Annotated in this window: 12 protein-coding genes; 8 read left to right on the top strand and 4 right to left on the bottom strand. The window is 74.6% G+C overall.

Translation table 11 applies throughout. From position 1 onward, the window contains the following. Position 1 precedes the first annotated feature (1 nt). Complete coding sequence (gene ppdK / locus ACQP04_RS04415) at positions 2-2,722, bottom strand: pyruvate, phosphate dikinase (protein ID WP_433505790.1); 2,721 nt, start codon at positions 2,720-2,722, stop codon at positions 2-4. 437 nt (positions 2,723-3,159) lie between these two features. On the opposite strand from ppdK, the gene ACQP04_RS04410 reads away from it, so the two are divergent. The 5 genes from ACQP04_RS04410 (at position 3,160) to ACQP04_RS04390 (ending at position 6,811) form a co-directional block, all read left to right on the top strand. Next, positions 3,160-4,065 carry a MerR family transcriptional regulator gene (locus tag ACQP04_RS04410; RefSeq protein ID WP_433505789.1) on the top strand — a complete coding sequence of 302 codons (906 nt, stop codon included), beginning with the start codon at positions 3,160-3,162 and terminating at the stop codon, positions 4,063-4,065. A 78-nt stretch (positions 4,066-4,143) separates the two neighbouring features. After that, positions 4,144-4,503 carry a hypothetical protein gene (locus ACQP04_RS04405; protein ID WP_433505788.1) on the top strand — a complete coding sequence of 120 codons (360 nt, stop codon included), beginning with the start codon at positions 4,144-4,146 and terminating at the stop codon, positions 4,501-4,503. A gap of 387 nt (positions 4,504-4,890) precedes the next feature. Beyond that, a complete protein-coding gene (locus ACQP04_RS04400; RefSeq protein ID WP_433505787.1) occupies positions 4,891-5,160 on the top strand; it encodes a hypothetical protein in 270 nt (89 codons plus the stop codon). A gap of 165 nt (positions 5,161-5,325) precedes the next feature. Continuing rightward, entirely contained in the window at positions 5,326-5,868 is a 543-nt protein-coding gene (locus tag ACQP04_RS04395; RefSeq protein ID WP_433505786.1) for an amphi-Trp domain-containing protein, read from the top strand. 121 nt (positions 5,869-5,989) lie between these two features. Beyond that, entirely contained in the window at positions 5,990-6,811 is an 822-nt protein-coding gene (locus ACQP04_RS04390; RefSeq protein WP_433505785.1) for a methyltransferase domain-containing protein, read from the top strand. Between the two features lie 24 nt (positions 6,812-6,835). Here ACQP04_RS04390 and ACQP04_RS04385 read toward each other — a convergent pair whose 3' ends face one another. Continuing rightward, positions 6,836-7,906: a cation diffusion facilitator family transporter gene (locus ACQP04_RS04385; RefSeq protein ID WP_433505784.1), complete on the bottom strand. Its 1,071-nt coding sequence runs from the start codon at positions 7,904-7,906 to the stop codon at positions 6,836-6,838. A gap of 38 nt (positions 7,907-7,944) precedes the next feature. Here ACQP04_RS04385 and ACQP04_RS04380 point away from each other — a divergent pair, with 38 nt between their 5' ends. After that, positions 7,945-8,307 carry an ArsR/SmtB family transcription factor gene (locus ACQP04_RS04380; RefSeq protein ID WP_433505783.1) on the top strand — a complete coding sequence of 121 codons (363 nt, stop codon included), beginning with the start codon at positions 7,945-7,947 and terminating at the stop codon, positions 8,305-8,307. Between the two features lie 154 nt (positions 8,308-8,461). Then, on the top strand, positions 8,462-8,869 hold the full coding sequence (locus ACQP04_RS04375) for an STAS domain-containing protein (protein WP_433505782.1): 408 nt from the start codon (positions 8,462-8,464) through the stop codon (positions 8,867-8,869). A 72-nt stretch (positions 8,870-8,941) separates the two neighbouring features. On the opposite strand, the gene ACQP04_RS04370 is transcribed toward ACQP04_RS04375, so the two are convergent. Then, positions 8,942-13,321: a Pls/PosA family non-ribosomal peptide synthetase gene (locus ACQP04_RS04370; protein ID WP_433505781.1), complete on the bottom strand. Its 4,380-nt coding sequence runs from the start codon at positions 13,319-13,321 to the stop codon at positions 8,942-8,944. A 234-nt stretch (positions 13,322-13,555) separates the two neighbouring features. After that, a complete protein-coding gene (locus tag ACQP04_RS04365) occupies positions 13,556-14,587 on the bottom strand; it encodes a VIT1/CCC1 transporter family protein (protein WP_433505780.1) in 1,032 nt (343 codons plus the stop codon). Between the two features lie 160 nt (positions 14,588-14,747). Here ACQP04_RS04365 and ACQP04_RS04360 point away from each other — a divergent pair, with 160 nt between their 5' ends. After that, positions 14,748-16,217: an APC family permease gene (locus ACQP04_RS04360; protein ID WP_433505779.1), complete on the top strand. Its 1,470-nt coding sequence runs from the start codon at positions 14,748-14,750 to the stop codon at positions 16,215-16,217. The last annotated feature ends 20 nt before the right edge of the window (positions 16,218-16,237 follow it).

Genomic DNA, 16,237 nt, shown 5'->3' with positions numbered 1-16,237 from the left:
CTCAGCGCGGCCCGGCCAGCCCCGCGGCGGTGTCGTCGAGCGACACCGCGGCCCGGCCCGCCTCGAGGCGGGCCACCGGGACCCGGAACGGGCTGCACGAGACGTAGTCCAGCCCGATGTGGTGGAAGAAGTGCACCGAGTCCGGGTCGCCGCCGTGCTCGCCGCAGACCCCCATCTTCAGCCCGGGCCGGGTCCGCCTGCCCTCCTCGACGGCGAGCCGGACGAGCCGCCCGACGCCGATCTCGTCGAGGGTCTCGAAGGGCGACACCGTGAACACGCCCTTGTCCAGGTACAGGGCGAAGAACGCGGCCTCGACGTCGTCGCGGGAGAAGCCCCACGCCGTCTGCGTCAGGTCGTTGGTGCCGAACGAGAAGAAGTCGGCGGCCTCGGCGATCCGCCCGGCGGTGAGCGCGGCCCGCGGCAGCTCGATCATCGTCCCGACCGGGATGTCGAGCGCGACGCCCTCGCGCTCGGCGATCTCGGTGAGGATCCCGTCGGTCTCGTCCCGGATCAGGTGCAGCTCCATCACCGACCCGACGAGCGGCACCATGATCTCCACCTGGGGCCGGCCGCCGGCCGCGATCCGCTCCGCGGCCGCCTCGGCGGCGGCCCGGACCTGCATCGCGAACAGCCCGGGCACCACGAGGCCGAGCCGCACGCCGCGCAGCCCCAGCATCGGGTTCGACTCGTGCAGGCGCTCGACCGCGGCGAGCAGCGCCTCGTCCGCGGCGGGATCCTCCCCGCGTTCCCGGGCCACGGCCACGCGGACCGCCAGCTCGGTGCGGTCGGGCAGGAACTCGTGCAGCGGCGGGTCCAGCAGCCGCACGGTCACCGGCAGGCCGTCCATCGCCGCGAACAGGTCGGCGAAGTCGCCGCGCTGCAACGGCCGCAACGCGTCGAGCGCGGCGGCACGGGCCTCGGCCGAGTCGGCGAGGACGAGCCGCTCGATCAGCGCCCGCCGCTCCCCGAGGAACATGTGCTCGGTGCGGCACAGGCCGATGCCCTGGGCCCCGAGCCGGCGGGCCCGGGCGGCGTCCTCCGCCGTGTCGGCGTTGCCGCGCACGCGCAGCCGCCGGGTGGCGTCGGCGTGGGACAGGATGCGGTGCACAGCGACCACCAGCTCGGCGGTCTCCTCGTCCGCGCTGTCCAGCACCGCGTCGAGACCCTCCTCGAGGTAGCGGGCCACGGGCGACGGGATCACGGGGACGTCGCCGAGGAAGACCTCGCCGGTGGAGCCGTCGATCGCGACCATGTCGCCCTCGCGCACCACGACCTCGCCGACCCGGGCCGTGCGGGCCGCCGCGTCGACGTCGATCGCCTCGGCCCCGCACACGCAGGTGCGGCCCATCCCCCGCGCGACGACGGCGGCGTGCGAGGTCTTGCCGCCGCGGCTGGTCAGCACCCCGGCCGCGGCGATCATGCCCTCGAGGTCGTCCGGGTTGGTCTCGCGGCGGACCAGGATCACGTGCTCGCCCGCCGCGTGCCGGGCGACGGCGGCGGCCGAGTCGAACACCGCCGCCCCGACCGCGGCGCCCGGCGACGCCGCCAGGCCCGTCGCGAGCCGGGTCCGCTCGGCGGACGGGTCGAACTGCGGGAACATCAGCCGCGCGAGCTGCTCGCCGGTGACCCGGTGCAGCGCCTCGTCCAGGGTGATCAGCTGTTCGTCGACGAGCTGGGCCGCGATCCGGAACGCCGCGGCGGCGGTCCGCTTGCCGACCCGGGTCTGCAGCATCCAGAGCGTGCCGCGCTCGATGGTGAACTCGATGTCGCAGAGGTCGCGGTAGTGCGTCTCCAGCCGGCGCATCACGGAGTACAGCTGGTCCGCCGACGCCCGGTCCCGCTGGGCGAGGTCGGCGAGGGTGAGCGTGTTGCGGATGCCGGCGACCACGTCCTCGCCCTGCGCGTTGGGCAGGTAGTCGCCGTAGACGCCCTGCTTGCCGGTGGCGGGGTCGCGCGTGAAGCACACCCCGGTGCCGGAGTCCGCGCCGAGGTTGCCGAACACCATGGTGCAGACGTTCACCGCGGTGCCGAGGTCGTGCGGGATCCGCTCCCGACGGCGGTAGAGCCGGGCCCGCTCGGTGTTCCAGGAGTCGAACACGGCCTTGATCGCCAGGTCGAGCTGCTCGCGCGGGTGCTGCGGGAAGGGCCGGCCGGTCTCCTGCTGCACCACCTTCTTGTAGGCCTCGACCAGCTCCTCGAGATCGCCCGCGGTGAGGTCGACGTCCTGGCTCACCCCGCGCTCGCCCTTCATCGCGTCCATCGCGTCGGCGAACAGCTCGCCGTCGATGTCGAGCACGGTCTTGCCGAACATCGCGATCAGCCGCCGGTAGGAGTCCCAGGCGAACCGCTCGTCCCCGGCCACCGCGGCCAGCCCGCGCACCGACGCGTCGTTGAGCCCGATGTTGAGGACGGTCTCCATCATCCCGGGCATCGAGAACTTGGCGCCCGACCGCACCGAGACGAGCAGCGGGTCCTCGGGGTCGCCGAGCTGACGGCCGATCCGGTCCTCCAGGGCCCGCAGCGCCCGGGTCACCTGCACCCGCAGTTCGGCCGGTACCACGCCGTCGGCCAGGTAGCGCCGGCACGCCTCGGTGGTCACCGTGAAGCCCGGCGGCACCGGCAGCCCCAGCCGGGTCATCTCCGCGAGGTTGGCACCCTTGCCGCCCAACAGGTCCTTCTGGTCCTTGCCGCCCTCGGTGAACTCGTAGACGTACTTCTGCATCGGCCACCTCACACGTCGTCGGGCAGAGGATCCTCGCCCCGCAGTCGAGCCGGGGATCCGATGCTGCCGCGCCGCGGGCCCGGGGGCCAGACCCGGACGCCGGATCACCGCGGCCGCGACGCGCGCGAGGGGCCCGCCTCCCCCGGCGGGAGGAGGCGGGCCACGCGCGGCGATGGACCCGTACGGGCACCGCGGTGGGAGCGGACCGGCGAACACGGACGGGCCGGGGTGGGTCGCGCACCACCCCGGCTCCGGGTCCGGCACTCTGACGTCGGCCCGGTCCGCGTCCCGCACCTGGGGGGCGGGTGTGGGCTGCACGCACCGGGTCGACCTGGTTCCAGCGTGCGGCGGCGCGGCCCGCCGGGCAACGGCCGAACCTGCGCATTCGAACCTGCCGTCTCGCTGCGCCCGGGGCCGGGGAGCGGCACCCTGATCCCGTGCCAGTCGCCGCACCGGACCACACGGATCGTCCGCTGACGATCCAGCAGGTCAGCGCGCTGCTCGCGGTGCCGGTCTCCACGCTGCGCACGTGGGAGCACCGCTACTCGGTGCCCGGCGTCGTCCGCACCCAGGGCGGGCACCGCCGCTACCCGGCGCAGGTGATCGACGAGCTGCGGATCATCCGGGACGAGATCGCCCGCGGCCGGCGCGCCGGCGACGCCGCGACGACCGCCCGTCTGCTGGTGGACTCCGACGAACCCGGCCGCGACCTGGTGGAGCGTTTCCTGGAGGCGGCGCGCGCCATGGACCAGGGCGGGGTCCGTTCCTGTCTCGACGACGCCGCCGGGCGGCTGGGCCTGGGCGCCACGGTCGACCTCGTGCTCGTGCCCGCGATGCGCCGGATCGGGCACTGGTGGGAGATCGGGAGCTGCGACGTCGGCCACGAGCACCTGGCCACCGAGGCCGCGCGCACCTGGCTGTCGCGGATCGTGGCCTTCGCGCCCGAGCCGCGCCCGGGCGGGTGCGTCCTGCTGGCCTGCGGCCCGCGTGACCTGCACTCGCTGGGGCTGGAGGCGTTCGGCATGCTCCTCGCCTCGGACGGACGGTCCTGCCGCGTCCTCGGTGCGCGGACCCCCGTCCCGACCCTGACGATCGCGGCGGAGACGCTGGACGCGGCCGCCGTCGTGGTGGTCTCCCACCTGGCCGTCGGCCGGCGTCCGGCGGTCGCCGCCCTGTCCGCCATGGCGGCCCAGGGCAGGCCGTCCTTCTACGCCGGCAACGCGTTCCTCACCCGCCCGTCCCGCCGCCGGGTCCCCGGCCGCTATCTGGGTGAGAGCCACCGCGAGGCGGTCCACCTGCTCGAGGAGGCCCTGGCCGAACGGCCGCTCGACGAGCCGGGCTGACCGCCGGGGTGCGGGCGGGCCGACCGCCCGTCCCCCGCCGTTCACCCTCCTGTCGCCCACGTGGGTGAGGCTGGCGCCATGGACGACGAACACGGCGCCGGGCCCCGAGGTGCCGGGGACGCTCGCGATCCCGGGTGCGCGGTACGAGGTGGACGACTCCGACGACGACCCCGTGAGGACTACACCGAGGCCACGGAGGCCATGTTCTTCTACACCGACACCGCGGACGCCCCGTGGACGGTGATCAAGAGCAACGACAAGAAGCGGGCCCGGCTGGAGGCGATCCGGCACGTGCTGGGGCTGTTCGGCTATCCCGGCAAGGACCCGAGCGTCGCGACCCCGCCGGACCCGCTGATCGTCGGGCCCGCCGCGTCCGCCTTCGAGGCGGGTGAGGGCCGCGCCGTGTTCCCGCCGCCGGCCGTCCACCCGCCGCGCTGACGCCGCTCCGCCCGGCGGGCCGACCTCTCCCGCAGCCTCAGGGCGGCCCGGTCGCGCAGCTCGTCGATCCCCTTGATCGCCGTCTGGACGAACGGGATCAGATCGCGGATCACGTCCGTCACCGCTGCGACGGCGTCGCGTCGCCCGGTCGACGAGATCCACGTGCTCGGCACGAGTGCCACGGTGTCCACCCCTTCGCTACGGCCCTGACGGTGGAGCCGTAGTCAACCCCGGATGGAGCAGCGGCGCCACGGCTGAGGGCCCTCCCGGCCACCTGTTCACCGACAGGTCAGGTCGAGGCCACCTCGACCGGCCGATCGGCGCCTACCCTCCGTACCGGGGCTCGTCCCGGCACACCTGCCCGGGCCCGCGCGGAGGGAGGCCGACGTGACCGTCCGGGGATCCGGCGTCGGTCTGCGCCTCGTCCGGGCGTGGGCCCGGCTCGTCGGCGCCGTGGTCGTCGGCGGCCTGACGGCCGCGGTGGCGGTCGCGTGGGCCGGCGCCGAGCTGGGCCGGGCGGTGCGTGGCGAGCGGCGGCGGAGCACGCCGGGCCGGCGGCCGGGCTGCGTCTGGTGCGGGTACCGGCACACCCGCCATCCCGTCCGCGTGCACGCGGACGGGATGGCCGTCCGGCTCTACGAGCGGGTCACGGCGTAGCGGCCGGGCCGCAGTGCAGCCGGGCCCGAGCCCGTCGAGCACGATCGCGAGCCCGCTCGCGACCACCCGGAACGGATGACGAGGCCGGGGGACCGGCCGTCGACACTTCCCTCGGATGCCCGACGAGCCGTCCGGGCCCGCGACCGATCCCGATCGGAGACGACGATGTCCGACGTCGAGGTGACCTACAAGGAGCCCGTGACGCGGGAGCAGACCGCCCGCACCCTGTCCGCGCTGGCCGAGGCCCTCGCCGACACCGGGAAGGTCGAGCTCACGCTGGGCACCACGAGCATGACCGTGCGCGTGCCCGGCGAGGTGCAGTGCAAGGTCGAGGTGGAGATCGACGAGGACGAGGTGGAGTTCGAGGTGGAGCTCCGCTGGTCGACGGCGAAGCGCCGGCACCCGGACCTCGCCGAGCCCCCGGCCCAGGCGAGCGGCGACGGCGGGCGGACCGAACCCGCCGCGGACGCCGCGGACGCCGTCGACTCCACCGAGTCCGGTGACTCGGGTGACTCGGGCGACTCCGCCGACTCGGGTGACTCCGGCGACTCCGCCGACTCCGCCGACTCGGCCGACTCGGCCGACACCGGCGACACCGGCGACACCGGCGACACCGCGAAGCCCAAGGCGACCAGGCACGACGGCGCGCAGGAGACCCCCGCACCCGCCAAGCGCCCGGGGCACCGCCGCAAGGCCGGGGCGCGCTGAGCCGGGTGCCGACCCGGCCCGGCCGGCCGCCCGAACCCTGTCGTCAGCTTCCCGTCGCGGTATCCCGCCCCGGGCCCGGCCGCTCTGAGGCAGCACGGAACTCCGGCGGTGGGAGGGCGGCATGAGCACGGGCACGACGACGGACATCGAACGCGGGGAGTACCTGCTCGACAATCGCGAGGTGGGGGCGGCGGCCCGGTTCGCCGCGCTGTCCGCGCTGTTCGACGGGACGACCTTCCGGCACGTGGACGCGCTCGGGCTCGCGCCCGGCGCCCGCGTCTGGGAGGTGGGGGCGGGCGGCCCCTCCGTCCCGCGCGGCCTCGCCGAGCGCGTGGGGCCGGACGGGCTGGTGGTGGCCACCGACATCGCGCCCGAGGCCTTGACGGCGGTGGAGGCGCCCGGCGTGCGCGTGCTGCGACACGACGTGACCGCCGACGACCCGCCCGGCACCTTCGACCTGGTGCACGCCCGGCTGGTCCTCACGCACCTGCCGGACCGCGCGGAGGCTTTGCGGCGCATGGTCTCCGCCGTCCGTGTCGGCGGGCACCTGCTCGTGGAGGACTTCGACGTCGACCTGCAGTCCGCGCCGTGCCTCACGCGCTCGACCGGCCCGGACGATCTCGTGCAGGACCGGGCGCGCCGGGTCCGGAAGGCGTTCCTCGCCCTGCTCCTCGGCCGGGGTGCGGACCTGAGCTACGGCCGGGAGCTCCCCGCGCTCCTCCGCGAGGCGGGGCTCCGGGAGGTCGGCGCCGACGCCGTGCTGCCCCTGCCCTCGCCGGCGGGCGCGATCCTCGAGGCCGCCAACGTCACGCAGCTGCGCGCCCTGCTGCCCCGAACGGGGCTCGTCACCGATGCCGAGGTCGCCGCCCACATCGACGACCTGACCAGCGGGGCCCTGCCGGTCGCCGTCCCGCCGCTCGTCTCGGCGTGGGGGCGCCGCTGAGCGTCACCGGCGACTCGCGGTGCGTCAGGTCGCGACGCCGTGGTGGGCCAGCTGTGCGTGGTGGGCGTGGCCCTCGGGTCCGTGCGGGCTCACGTGCAGCGTGGCGTCGACCAGCTTCGGCACCTCGTGCAGCAGGCGGTGCTTGGCCTCGGCGGCGATCGCGTGCGCGGCGACCACCGACAGGCTGCTGTCGACCTCGAGGCCGGCCTCGGCGCGCACCCGGTGCCCGACCCAGCGCAGCCGCAGCTGCTCGATCCCGCGCACCCCGGGCACCGCACGCAGGGCCGCGTCCGCCCGGTCGACGAGCTCCGGGTCCACGGCGTCCATGAGCCGCCGGTAGATGTCCCGCGCCGCGCCCCGCAGGACGACGAGGATCGCGACCGTGATCAGGATGCCGACGATCGGATCAGCCAGCGGGAACCCGGCCAGCACCCCGAGCGCGCCCACGACCACGGCGAGCGAGGTGAACCCGTCGGTACGGGCGTGCAGCCCGTCGGCTACCAGCGCGGCCGAGCCGATGCGCCGGCCCACCCGGATCCGGTAGGCCGCGACGAGCTCGTTGCCCGCGAACCCGATCAGGCCGGCCGCGACGAGCACGCCGAGGTTGCCGACCGGCTGCGGATCGACGAGGCGGCGGACGGACTCGTACCCGGCGACCACGGCCGACAGGGCGATCATCGCCACGATGAACACCCCGGCCAGGTCCTCGGCGCGGCCGTAGCCGTAGGTGTAGCGCCGGGTGGGCCGGCGCCGCCCCAGCACGAACGCGATCCACAGCGGGACGGCGGTCAGCGCGTCGGAGAAGTTGTGGATCGTGTCGGCCAGCAGCGCCACCGACCCGGTCAGCACCACAACGGCGGCCTGCGCCAGCGCCGTCACCAGCAGCGCCGCCAGGCTGATCTTGAGGGCGCGGATGCCGTCGGCGCTGGCCTCCAGCGCTGAGTCGACGGAGTCCGCCGCGTCGTGGCTGTGCGGCGTGACGACCGAGCGGAGGAGCCGGAGCAGGCCGCCGGACCGGTGGCCCTCATGTCCGTGTCCGTGCCCGTGCCCGTGGCCGTGGCCGTGCTGTCGAGCGGCGCCCCGCACCTCCGTCATGGTTGGCAGGATGCCCAGCTCAGGGGCATTATGCAACCATGCGCGCGCACAAGGACATCGCAGCTGCCAGTCCCGTGCGGGAGCCACTGGATGCCGACGTGGTGGCCCTCGCCGCCGATGTCCTGCGGCAGTTGGGCGACGCGACCCGGTTCCACCTGCTCGGCCTGCTCGCCGAGGGCCAGCAGGACGTGACCACGCTCACCGCGCGGGTGGCCGCGTCACGTTCCTCGGTGTCGCAGCACCTCGGTCGGTTGCGCCTGGCCGGGCTGGTCGGCGCCCGCCGCGAGGGGCGGCGGATGGTCTACCGGCTCACCAGCGACCACGTGCGGAGGCTGGTGGAGGAGACGTACGCGTTCGCCGAGCACGTCGGCCATCGCATCCCCCACCACGACTCGGAGTGACGGCGGCACCCCCGGCCGTGCGTGACCCCGATGCCGTATTGCTCCGGACCGGTGACGCTGATCTGATGGCGGTCCCGGAGGCGCCCGGCCTCCGGTCGCGGTCCAGGGCCCGGTCAAGCAGTCGGCCGTCTTCTTCCTCGTGCAGGAGGTGGCGATGCCGGATGTGTGCGCGGACGACCCTTGCGGTGCCGGGGCCGGCGATCCGTTCGTCCCCCACCTGACCACCGCTGCCGAGGCGCGCGGCGACGCGGTCGTGGTCCACGTGACCGGGGAGATCGACGCGGAGACCGCCGCGGAGTTCCGGGACGCCGTGACGCGGCTCCTCGACGGACGGCTGATGGTCGTGGTCCTGATCGGCGTGGCCTTCCTGGGCTCGGCCGGGTTGGCCGCGCTCCTCGGGATCCGGGACCGGGCCGTCGCGTCGGGGGCCGTCGTCCGGTTCGTGGTGGGCGGCAACCGGGTGGTGATCCGGCCGCTGACGATCACCGGCGTGGCCCGCGAGCTCGAGCTGTACGACGAGCTCGGGCCGGCCCTCCGGGATCCCGCACCGGGCGCCGCCTGAGTCCGAGCGGCGTCGGAGCGGCGTCAGTCCCCGACCGGCGTCCGTGCCCCCGGATCGGCCGGCCCCCCGAACTCATCGGTGCGCGCCGACCGCCGCCGGAGCGCGGTCGGGGGCCGCGGCGACGGCCTCGCCCAGGTCCTGGGCGGGGTTCCCGCCCCAGTGCGCCCCGGCCGGGACGTCCTCGCCCTTCATGACGAACGAGTCCGGCTCGATCTCCACGGCGTCGCCGACCGACACGCCGTAGTGGACGAGGGCACCGACGCCGAGGGTGACCCCGGCGCCGAGTGCGGAGCGGTCGGACTTGAAGGCGCCGTCCTCCTGCGAGTGGCACTGGATGATGCTGCCGATGTTGAGCACGCAGTCGTCGCCGACGGCTACCATGGTGCGCTCGGTGATCGACGCACCGTCGTCGAACACGCGCCGGCCGATCCGCAGGCCGAGCATCCGGGCGACGATGTTGTGGTACGGAGTGCCGGCCAGCAGCCGCTCCAGGGGCGGCATCGTGAGCTTCCAGTAGCGCTCGTGCCGCCAGAAGCGCACGTCGTAGATCGAGCAGGACTTCGGCCGGAGGGGACGGAAGCCCGCCACCGCCCGCTCCCAGAAGATGTACCAGAGCAGCGAGAACAGCACGCTTGCGGCGACCTCGGCGGCGAAGGCGACCGCGCCGAGATCGGCGTAGTGGTCCACGGCCACCATCGCCAGCAGCAGCAGCCCGAACACGTGACCCCACCGGACGAGCAGGGCGAGGGCGAGCGTGACGGCGTTGTGCGTGTTCTTCCGGCGCAGCAGCCGGCGCCGTTCGTCCCGGGTGATCTCGAATCCCCGGTCCCGCTGGACGGTCCTGGGGATCTCGAACGCGGGTGACCCGAGCAGGCCGACGCCCTCTCGGACCGGCCCGTCGATCGGGATCGCGACCTTGGTGGCGAGCAGGCAGTCGTCGCCGGTCCGGCCGCCGATGGGGTACGCGACGTGGTTGCCGAGGAAGTTCCGGGCACCGATCGAGACCCTGGAGGTCCGGAACGAGGTGTTCGAGAAGTCGGCGTTGTTCACCGACAGCCCGTCCGCGATGACGGTGCCGGTGCCCACCGAGACGAGGAACGGCGTCTCCTGCCCCACCAGGGAACCGAAGTTCGAGCCGGTCTGCTCGACCTTCCCCAGGTCGTAGCCGAGCAGTGAGAGATAGCCGACGATGTACGAGCTGTCACCGAAGAGCGTGACGAACAGCTTGACGTTGGTCAGCCGGGTGACGGTGCGGTGCAACGAGTACCGGATCCCGTGCACCGGGTACACGCGGTCCGGCCGCACGAACGGGGCGAGCAGCCGCGGCACCGTCAGCACGACCACCAGCCCGACGATCAGGCCGCCGAACACGATCGCGACCGACCCGAAGAGCGCGTCGAGGTAGAACTCCGGCGTGGTGTACCCGACAGCGCCGGGATCCACCAGGGTCCGCAGCCGCGGCACCTCGGTCAGCAGGAGGAACAGCCCGCCGAACCCGAGCGGCAGGTAGATCGCGAACAGCGTGAACAACTGGCTCGTCACGTAGGTGACCCTGCGCAGAGGCTGCACCCGGAGCGCGGGCACGGCCCGGAAGTCGGTCTGCGTCGGGACCGGCGGCGAGCCGTGCCGGCGCTCCCCCGCCGGCACGGACTGCCCACGGTGCAGGGAGGAGGCGTGCCCCAGCTGGGCGCCGTCGCCCATCGCGGTGCCGATGTCGAGCACGCACTTCTCCCCGACCACGACGTCGCGGCCGAGCGTGACAGGTCCCTGCTGGATCTTCCCGGCGTGCGCGCGGTAGCCCAGCAGGTAGGCGTCCTTGCGGACCACGGTCCCGGCGCCCAGCGAGATCAGGTCCGTGCAGATCGGCACGAAGCGGGTGAGGATCACGACGTTCGGCCCGACCTTCGCGCCGAGCAGGCGCAGGTACAGCGTGTACAGCGGCGACCCCACCATGAGCAGCACCAGCGGGTTGCCCCGCACGAGCGTCTTGACCAGCCAGAACCGGACGTAGCGCAGGCTCCAGACCGGGAACTCCGTCTCCTTCCAGCGCCCGATCAGCAGCCACTTCGCCACGACCGGCATCAGGGTGAGGGCCAGGAAGGCCACGGCTCCCGCCACGAGCGAGCGGAGGTAGATCTCGACCAGCCCGACGCTCGACGAGATCCAGATGTAGGCACGGTCCATGACGAAGCCCGTGCCCGTGACGTAGAGCAGGAAGATCAGCAGCTGCAGGACGCCCGTGAGCACGTATCCCGCGGTGCTGTGCCGGACCGGGACGACGGCCGCCGGGGCGGCCGGGGCGGGCGGCGCCGCGCCCGTCGGGCCGGCAGCAGCGGCGGCCATGCCGTCGAGCGTCGGGGTGGCGTAGACGTCGCGGATCGAGATCGACGGCAGGTCGTCGCGCTTGCGCAGCCGCGCGCAGAACCGGGTCATCACCATCGAGTCGGCGCCGAGGTCGTCGAACACGTTCCGATCGGTCGGCACCTGCTCGACGCCCAGCACCTCGGCCAGCACCCGGGCGAGCCCCTGCACGACGTCGGCGCGGGACGTCGAGGGCGCGGGCACCTGCGGCACGGGCGTGGCTGCCGCGGCGAGCCCGGCGAGCGTCGGGTGCGCGTAGACCTCCTTGATGGAGATCGACGGCAGGTCCGGCCGCGTGCGCAGGCGCGCGCAGAACCGGGTCATCACCATCGAGTCGGCGCCGAGGTCGTCGAAGACGTTGCGGTCGGTCGGGACGTGCTCCACCGCGAGGACATCGGCGAGCACGCCGGCCAGCGCCGCGGCCAGGCCCGCGTCCGCTGGGGCCCCGGGCCTCGGCGCCGGGCGCGCCGCCGGGGCGGTCGGCGCCGGGAGGCCCGCGCGGTCGACGTGCCCGTCGGGTCCGATCGGGAGGGCGTCGAGCCGGACCAGGACCGCCGGGACGGGGCTCCCGGTCAGGCGTTCGCGGAGCCGGGACGAGACGGTCCGCTCGTCGAGCGGGGACGCGTCGGCGCGGCAGGTGTAGAAGCCGACCAGCCCGGGGTCGTCCGGGGCGAGGTCCCGCACCGCGGCGGCCGCGGAGCCGACGCCGGGCACGGCCAGCATCGCCGACTCGACCGCGCCGAGGTCGACCCGCTCGCCGCGGAGGTCCGCCTGCAGGCCGAGCCGGCCGCGGTACTCGATCCGCCCGGTGTCGTCGACCCGCCCGAGATCGCCGGTCCGGTGGATCCGGCCGGACGGGTTGCCGGGGATCCCGAGGAAGTCCTCGACCTCCGCCGGACCTCCCGGCCGGTACCCGCAGGCGAGCCCGAGCCCGGCGAACCCGACCTCCCCGGTCTCGCCGTGCCGCAGGGCGATCGGGAAGTCGGGATCGAGCACGACGCCCGCGTAGGTCGGCAGCGGTACGCCGATCGATGCCGGGGTGTCCGGGTCGGCCTCGGTCCAGGCGGCCGCCACCGCCGCGCCCTCGGGCACGTACGCGGTGAGGAGGCGCCGGCCGGGCCGGTACCACCGCGCGACGAGGGGCTGCGGGCACGGTTCCCCCGCGACGACCAGCAATCGCAACGCGGGCAGGTCCGGCTCGACCGTCGAGAGCAGGGTCGGGGTGGTGCACCACGCGGTCACGCGACGATCGGCGATCTCGGTGTGCAGCGCGCGCCCGGACAGGGTGGGATCACCGGGCACGAGGGTCGCGCCCGCGACCCACGCCATCCACGTCTCCGCGATCCCGCCTCCGGTGAAGAGCGGTCGCCCCTGGTACACGCGGTGGCCGCCGATCCCGAACGTCTCCGACGCGATCCGCACCGCGTTGCAGAGGCCGCGGTGGTCGATCGCCACCGCCTCCGGGACGTCCGAGGCGCCGGGCGCGTACAGCACGAAGGCGGGCAGGTCGGCGCGCTCACCCCGCTCGGCCGGCTGCAGCCGGCCGGGGCTCATCTCCGCGATCAGCCGCGCGGCGGCGTCGATCGCGACGACCTCCCCCGTGCTCTGCCGCAGCGCGTCCCGCAGGTGACTGCGCCCGAGCACCACGCGCGCCCCCGAGTCGGCGACGACGAAGGCCAGCCGGTCCGCCGGAGCGCCGGGATCGAGGGGCACGCAGGTCCCGCCGATGGTGAACACGGCGAGCTGGGCGACGCAGGCGTCGACGGGGTCGTCGAACAGCAGCGCGACCCGGTCACCCGCGCCGGTCCCGCGCACCCGCAGGTAGCGGGCGAGCCGGTTGGCCCGCGCGTCGAGCTCGTCGAAGGTCAGCGCGGCGCCGGGGGCGTCGACGGCGAGCTGGGTCGCGCGCCCGTACTCCCGGATCCAGTCGCACCGCTCCTCGAACACGGCGTCGAGCCGCTCGTGGCGGCGCACCCGCCAGCCCTGCGCCTCGTGCCGGTCGACGACCACGAGGTCCGACAGCGGGACGTCCGGGCGACGGACGGCACCCGGGAGCTCGGGACCGGGGTCCCGTGGCGTGACGATCGACATGAGGCCCCCACCCCAGCACGACATCTGCTGCGCCACACGACGGAGATCGTCGCTGCGACGGTTCGTCTGGGCCGTCCGAGGGTGTCCCCGGCGGGGCCCTCGGAACAATGGGGACAAGTACCCGGCGACGAGATTTTGCCGTCGTCTCACCTGGGGCTTCCGTGATGAAACAGACATATCGAAGAATGGCCGGGATTCGGCCCCGTCGCCGTTCCGCGAATCGGACGAGGCGCTCTACCCGAGCGTTGCGCCGAACAGCACTCCCAGGCCGTAGGTGACCAGGGCTGCGCCCCCGCCGATCGCGAGCTGGCGCAGTGCACGGCGCAACGGGGGACCGCCGGAGAGCACGCCGACGACGGCGCCGGTGAGCATCAGCGCGATCCCGACGAGCACTCCCGAGACCGCGACGGCGAGACCGCCCGCCAGGCCGACGAAGAACGGCAGGATCGGGATGGCGGCACCGGAGGCGAAGAACAGGAAGCTCGACAGCGCGGCGCCGAGGCTGCTGCCCACCACGTCGTGCCCCTCCGGGGCGGGGTTCGTCGCGGCCACCGCGAGGGCGGGGTCGTTGCTGCGCAACACCTGCTCGGCCCGCCGGCGGGCCTCGTCGGCGCTCAGCCCGCGGGCCCGGTAGACCAGGGCGAGCTCGTTGGCGTCGACGTCGAGCTGCGGCAGGACCCGGGAGGCGTCGCTGATGTCCGGGGCCGAGGCCGCCAGCAGCTCGCGCTGCGAGCGCACCGACACGTACTCCCCCGCCCCCATCGACAGCGCCCCCGCGAGCAGCCCGGCGAGGCCGGTGAGCAGGACCGCCGTGCGGCTCGCCCCGCCGCCGATCACGCCGAGGACGAGCGAGAGGTTGCTGACCAGGCCGTCGTTCGCGCCGAAGACGGCGGCGCGGAAGGTGCCGGACACGCGCGCCCGGCCGCGGACCGCCAGGCCCCGGACGACCTCCTCGTGGATGCGCTCGTCGGCCGCCATCGCCGGGGTGGCGTCGACGTCCGAGCGGTAGGTCGAGCGGGTCTCCGCCCGTTGCGCCAGCGCCAGCACGAACACCGAGCCGAACCGCCGTCCGAGCAGCGCCAGCAGCCGCATCCGCAGCGAGCCGCGCCCGGCCGAGGCCGCGTCGTCACCGAGCAGGTTCGCCCAGTGGGCGATGTGCCGCTCCTCCGCCTCGGCGAGCCCGAGCAGGATCTCCCGCTCGTCGCCGCTGCGCCGGGCGGCCAGGTCGCGGTAGACCTTGGCCTCCTCGCGCTCGTCGGCCAGCATGCGGCGCCACCGGCGGCGGCTGGCGCGGGACGTCCGTGCCGGAGGCTCGTTCCCCGTAGGGCTGTCGGGCATGGGCGACAGTCTGCGCCCGACCGGTGGTCCGCGCGTAACCCTCACCCCCGCCCGGGCGACCTCCCCGGGGTCGGAAGAGGTGAGCGCGATGGTGCAGAGCTCGACCCCACGTTCCCGGCTCCGCCGCGGCCTCGGCGTGTGGGAGGCGATCGGGCTCTCCCTGGCGCTGATGGCGCCCTCGATGGCCGCGAACATCAACCCGCAGGGCACGGCGAGCTCGGTCGGCCGCGCGGTCCCCCTGGCCTTCGCGCTGGCGACGGTCGGCGTCCTGCTCGTCGCCTACACGTTCGTGCGGCTGTGCCAGCGGTTCCACCACGCGGGCAGCGTCTACGGCTTCGTCGGCGCCACCCTCGGCCCGCGCGCCGGTGTGGTCGCCGGGTGGTCGCTGCTGGGCACGTACGTGTTCTACGGGGTCGTCACCTCGACGGCGGCGGGCATCTTCGGCGCGGACGCCCTGCGGGTGCTGGGGATCTGGCCCGACCAGCCCCGCTGGGCGGGGTTCGCCCTGGCGGCGATCGCCCTGCTCGGCGTGCTGGCCCTCGCCGTCGTCCGGGTGCGCGGCGGCACGCGGGTGCTGCTGACGATCGAGGGCGTGACCGTCGGGTTGATCCTCGCGGTGTGCGTGGTGGTCCTCGTCAGGCTGGCCGGCGGGACGGCGCCGGGCGGGCACACCCTGGACGGATCGGTGTTCAGCGTCGCGCCCGGCACCGGGGTGTCCGCACTGTTCCTCGGCGTGGTGTTCGGGTTCCTCTCCTTCGCCGGCTTCGAGGCCGCGGCCACGCTCGGCGAGGAGGCCCGCGACCCGCGCCGCAGCATCCCGCGGGCGATCCTGGGCACGGCCGTCTTCGGCGGCGTCTACTTCGTGTTCGTGACCACCGTCGAGGTGATGGGCTTCGGCACCGACCCGGCGGGGATCGCGGCGTTCACGGCGTCGTCGTCGCTGCTCGGCGACCTCGGGGCGGACTACGTCGCCGGCTGGGTCGGTCACCTGATCACGGTGGGCGCGGCGGTCAGTGCGTTCGGCTGCGCGCTCGCCTGTGCCGTCGGCGCCTCCCGGCTCCTGTTCGCCCTGACCCGCGACGGCGTCGGGCCGGCCGCGCTCGCGGAGGTCTCCCCGCAGCGCGGCACCCCGGTGCGGGCGACGTGCGTGGTGGTGGGCGCGATGTACCTCGAGGTCGCGCTCGCGTGGTTCGTGCTGGGCTCGGCGCCGTTCACGCTGTTCCAGGCCTCGGCGACGATCGGCACGCTGATCCTGCTGGTGGTCTACGCGCTCGCCACGATCGGCGCCGCCCGGCTGCTGTTCTTCTCGGGGCACCGGGAGGTGGCGGCATGGGAGGTGGTGGTCCCGGCGCTCGCGCTTGTCCTGCTGGGGTACACGCTGTTCCGCAACATCGTCCCGTACCCGGAGAGCGGCGCGGGGAGCTATCCCGCGATCTCCGCGGCCTGGATCCTGCTCGGTGTCTTCTGGGTGCTCACCCGGCCCGGCAGGGCCCGCGCGGCCGGCGCCCGGCTCACCGCGAACGAGGGGCTCGCTCCCGCGGTCACCCCGCCGGGATGAGGTCGACGCGATCTTCCGCG

Source organism: Pseudonocardia halophobica (assembly GCF_050948485.1).
GTDB lineage: Bacteria > Actinomycetota > Actinomycetes > Mycobacteriales > Pseudonocardiaceae > Pseudonocardia > Pseudonocardia halophobica.
Note: the sequence above shows the minus strand (reverse complement) of the source record. Positions and strands in the feature narration are given on the sequence as shown.

What these genes read in the sequence shown, in the direction of transcription:
- ACQP04_RS04365 (WP_433505780.1), bottom strand. Translation starts at nt 14,587, where the DNA reads ATGCTGGCCGACGAGCGCGAGGAGGCCAAGGTCTACCGCGACCTGGCC.
- ACQP04_RS04405 (WP_433505788.1), top strand. Translation starts at nt 4,144, where the DNA reads ATGGACGACGAACACGGCGCCGGGCCCCGAGGTGCCGGGGACGCTCGC.
- ACQP04_RS04380 (WP_433505783.1), top strand. Translation starts at nt 7,945, where the DNA reads ATGCGCGCGCACAAGGACATCGCAGCTGCCAGTCCCGTGCGGGAGCCA.
- ACQP04_RS04370 (WP_433505781.1), bottom strand. Translation starts at nt 13,321, where the DNA reads ATGTCGATCGTCACGCCACGGGACCCCGGTCCCGAGCTCCCGGGTGCC.
- ACQP04_RS04385 (WP_433505784.1), bottom strand. Translation starts at nt 7,906, where the DNA reads ATGACGGAGGTGCGGGGCGCCGCTCGACAGCACGGCCACGGCCACGGG.
- ppdK (WP_433505790.1), bottom strand. Translation starts at nt 2,722, where the DNA reads ATGCAGAAGTACGTCTACGAGTTCACCGAGGGCGGCAAGGACCAGAAG.
- ACQP04_RS04390 (WP_433505785.1), top strand. Translation starts at nt 5,990, where the DNA reads ATGAGCACGGGCACGACGACGGACATCGAACGCGGGGAGTACCTGCTC.
- ACQP04_RS04395 (WP_433505786.1), top strand. Translation starts at nt 5,326, where the DNA reads ATGTCCGACGTCGAGGTGACCTACAAGGAGCCCGTGACGCGGGAGCAG.
- ACQP04_RS04360 (WP_433505779.1), top strand. Translation starts at nt 14,748, where the DNA reads ATGGTGCAGAGCTCGACCCCACGTTCCCGGCTCCGCCGCGGCCTCGGC.
- ACQP04_RS04375 (WP_433505782.1), top strand. Translation starts at nt 8,462, where the DNA reads ATGCCGGATGTGTGCGCGGACGACCCTTGCGGTGCCGGGGCCGGCGAT.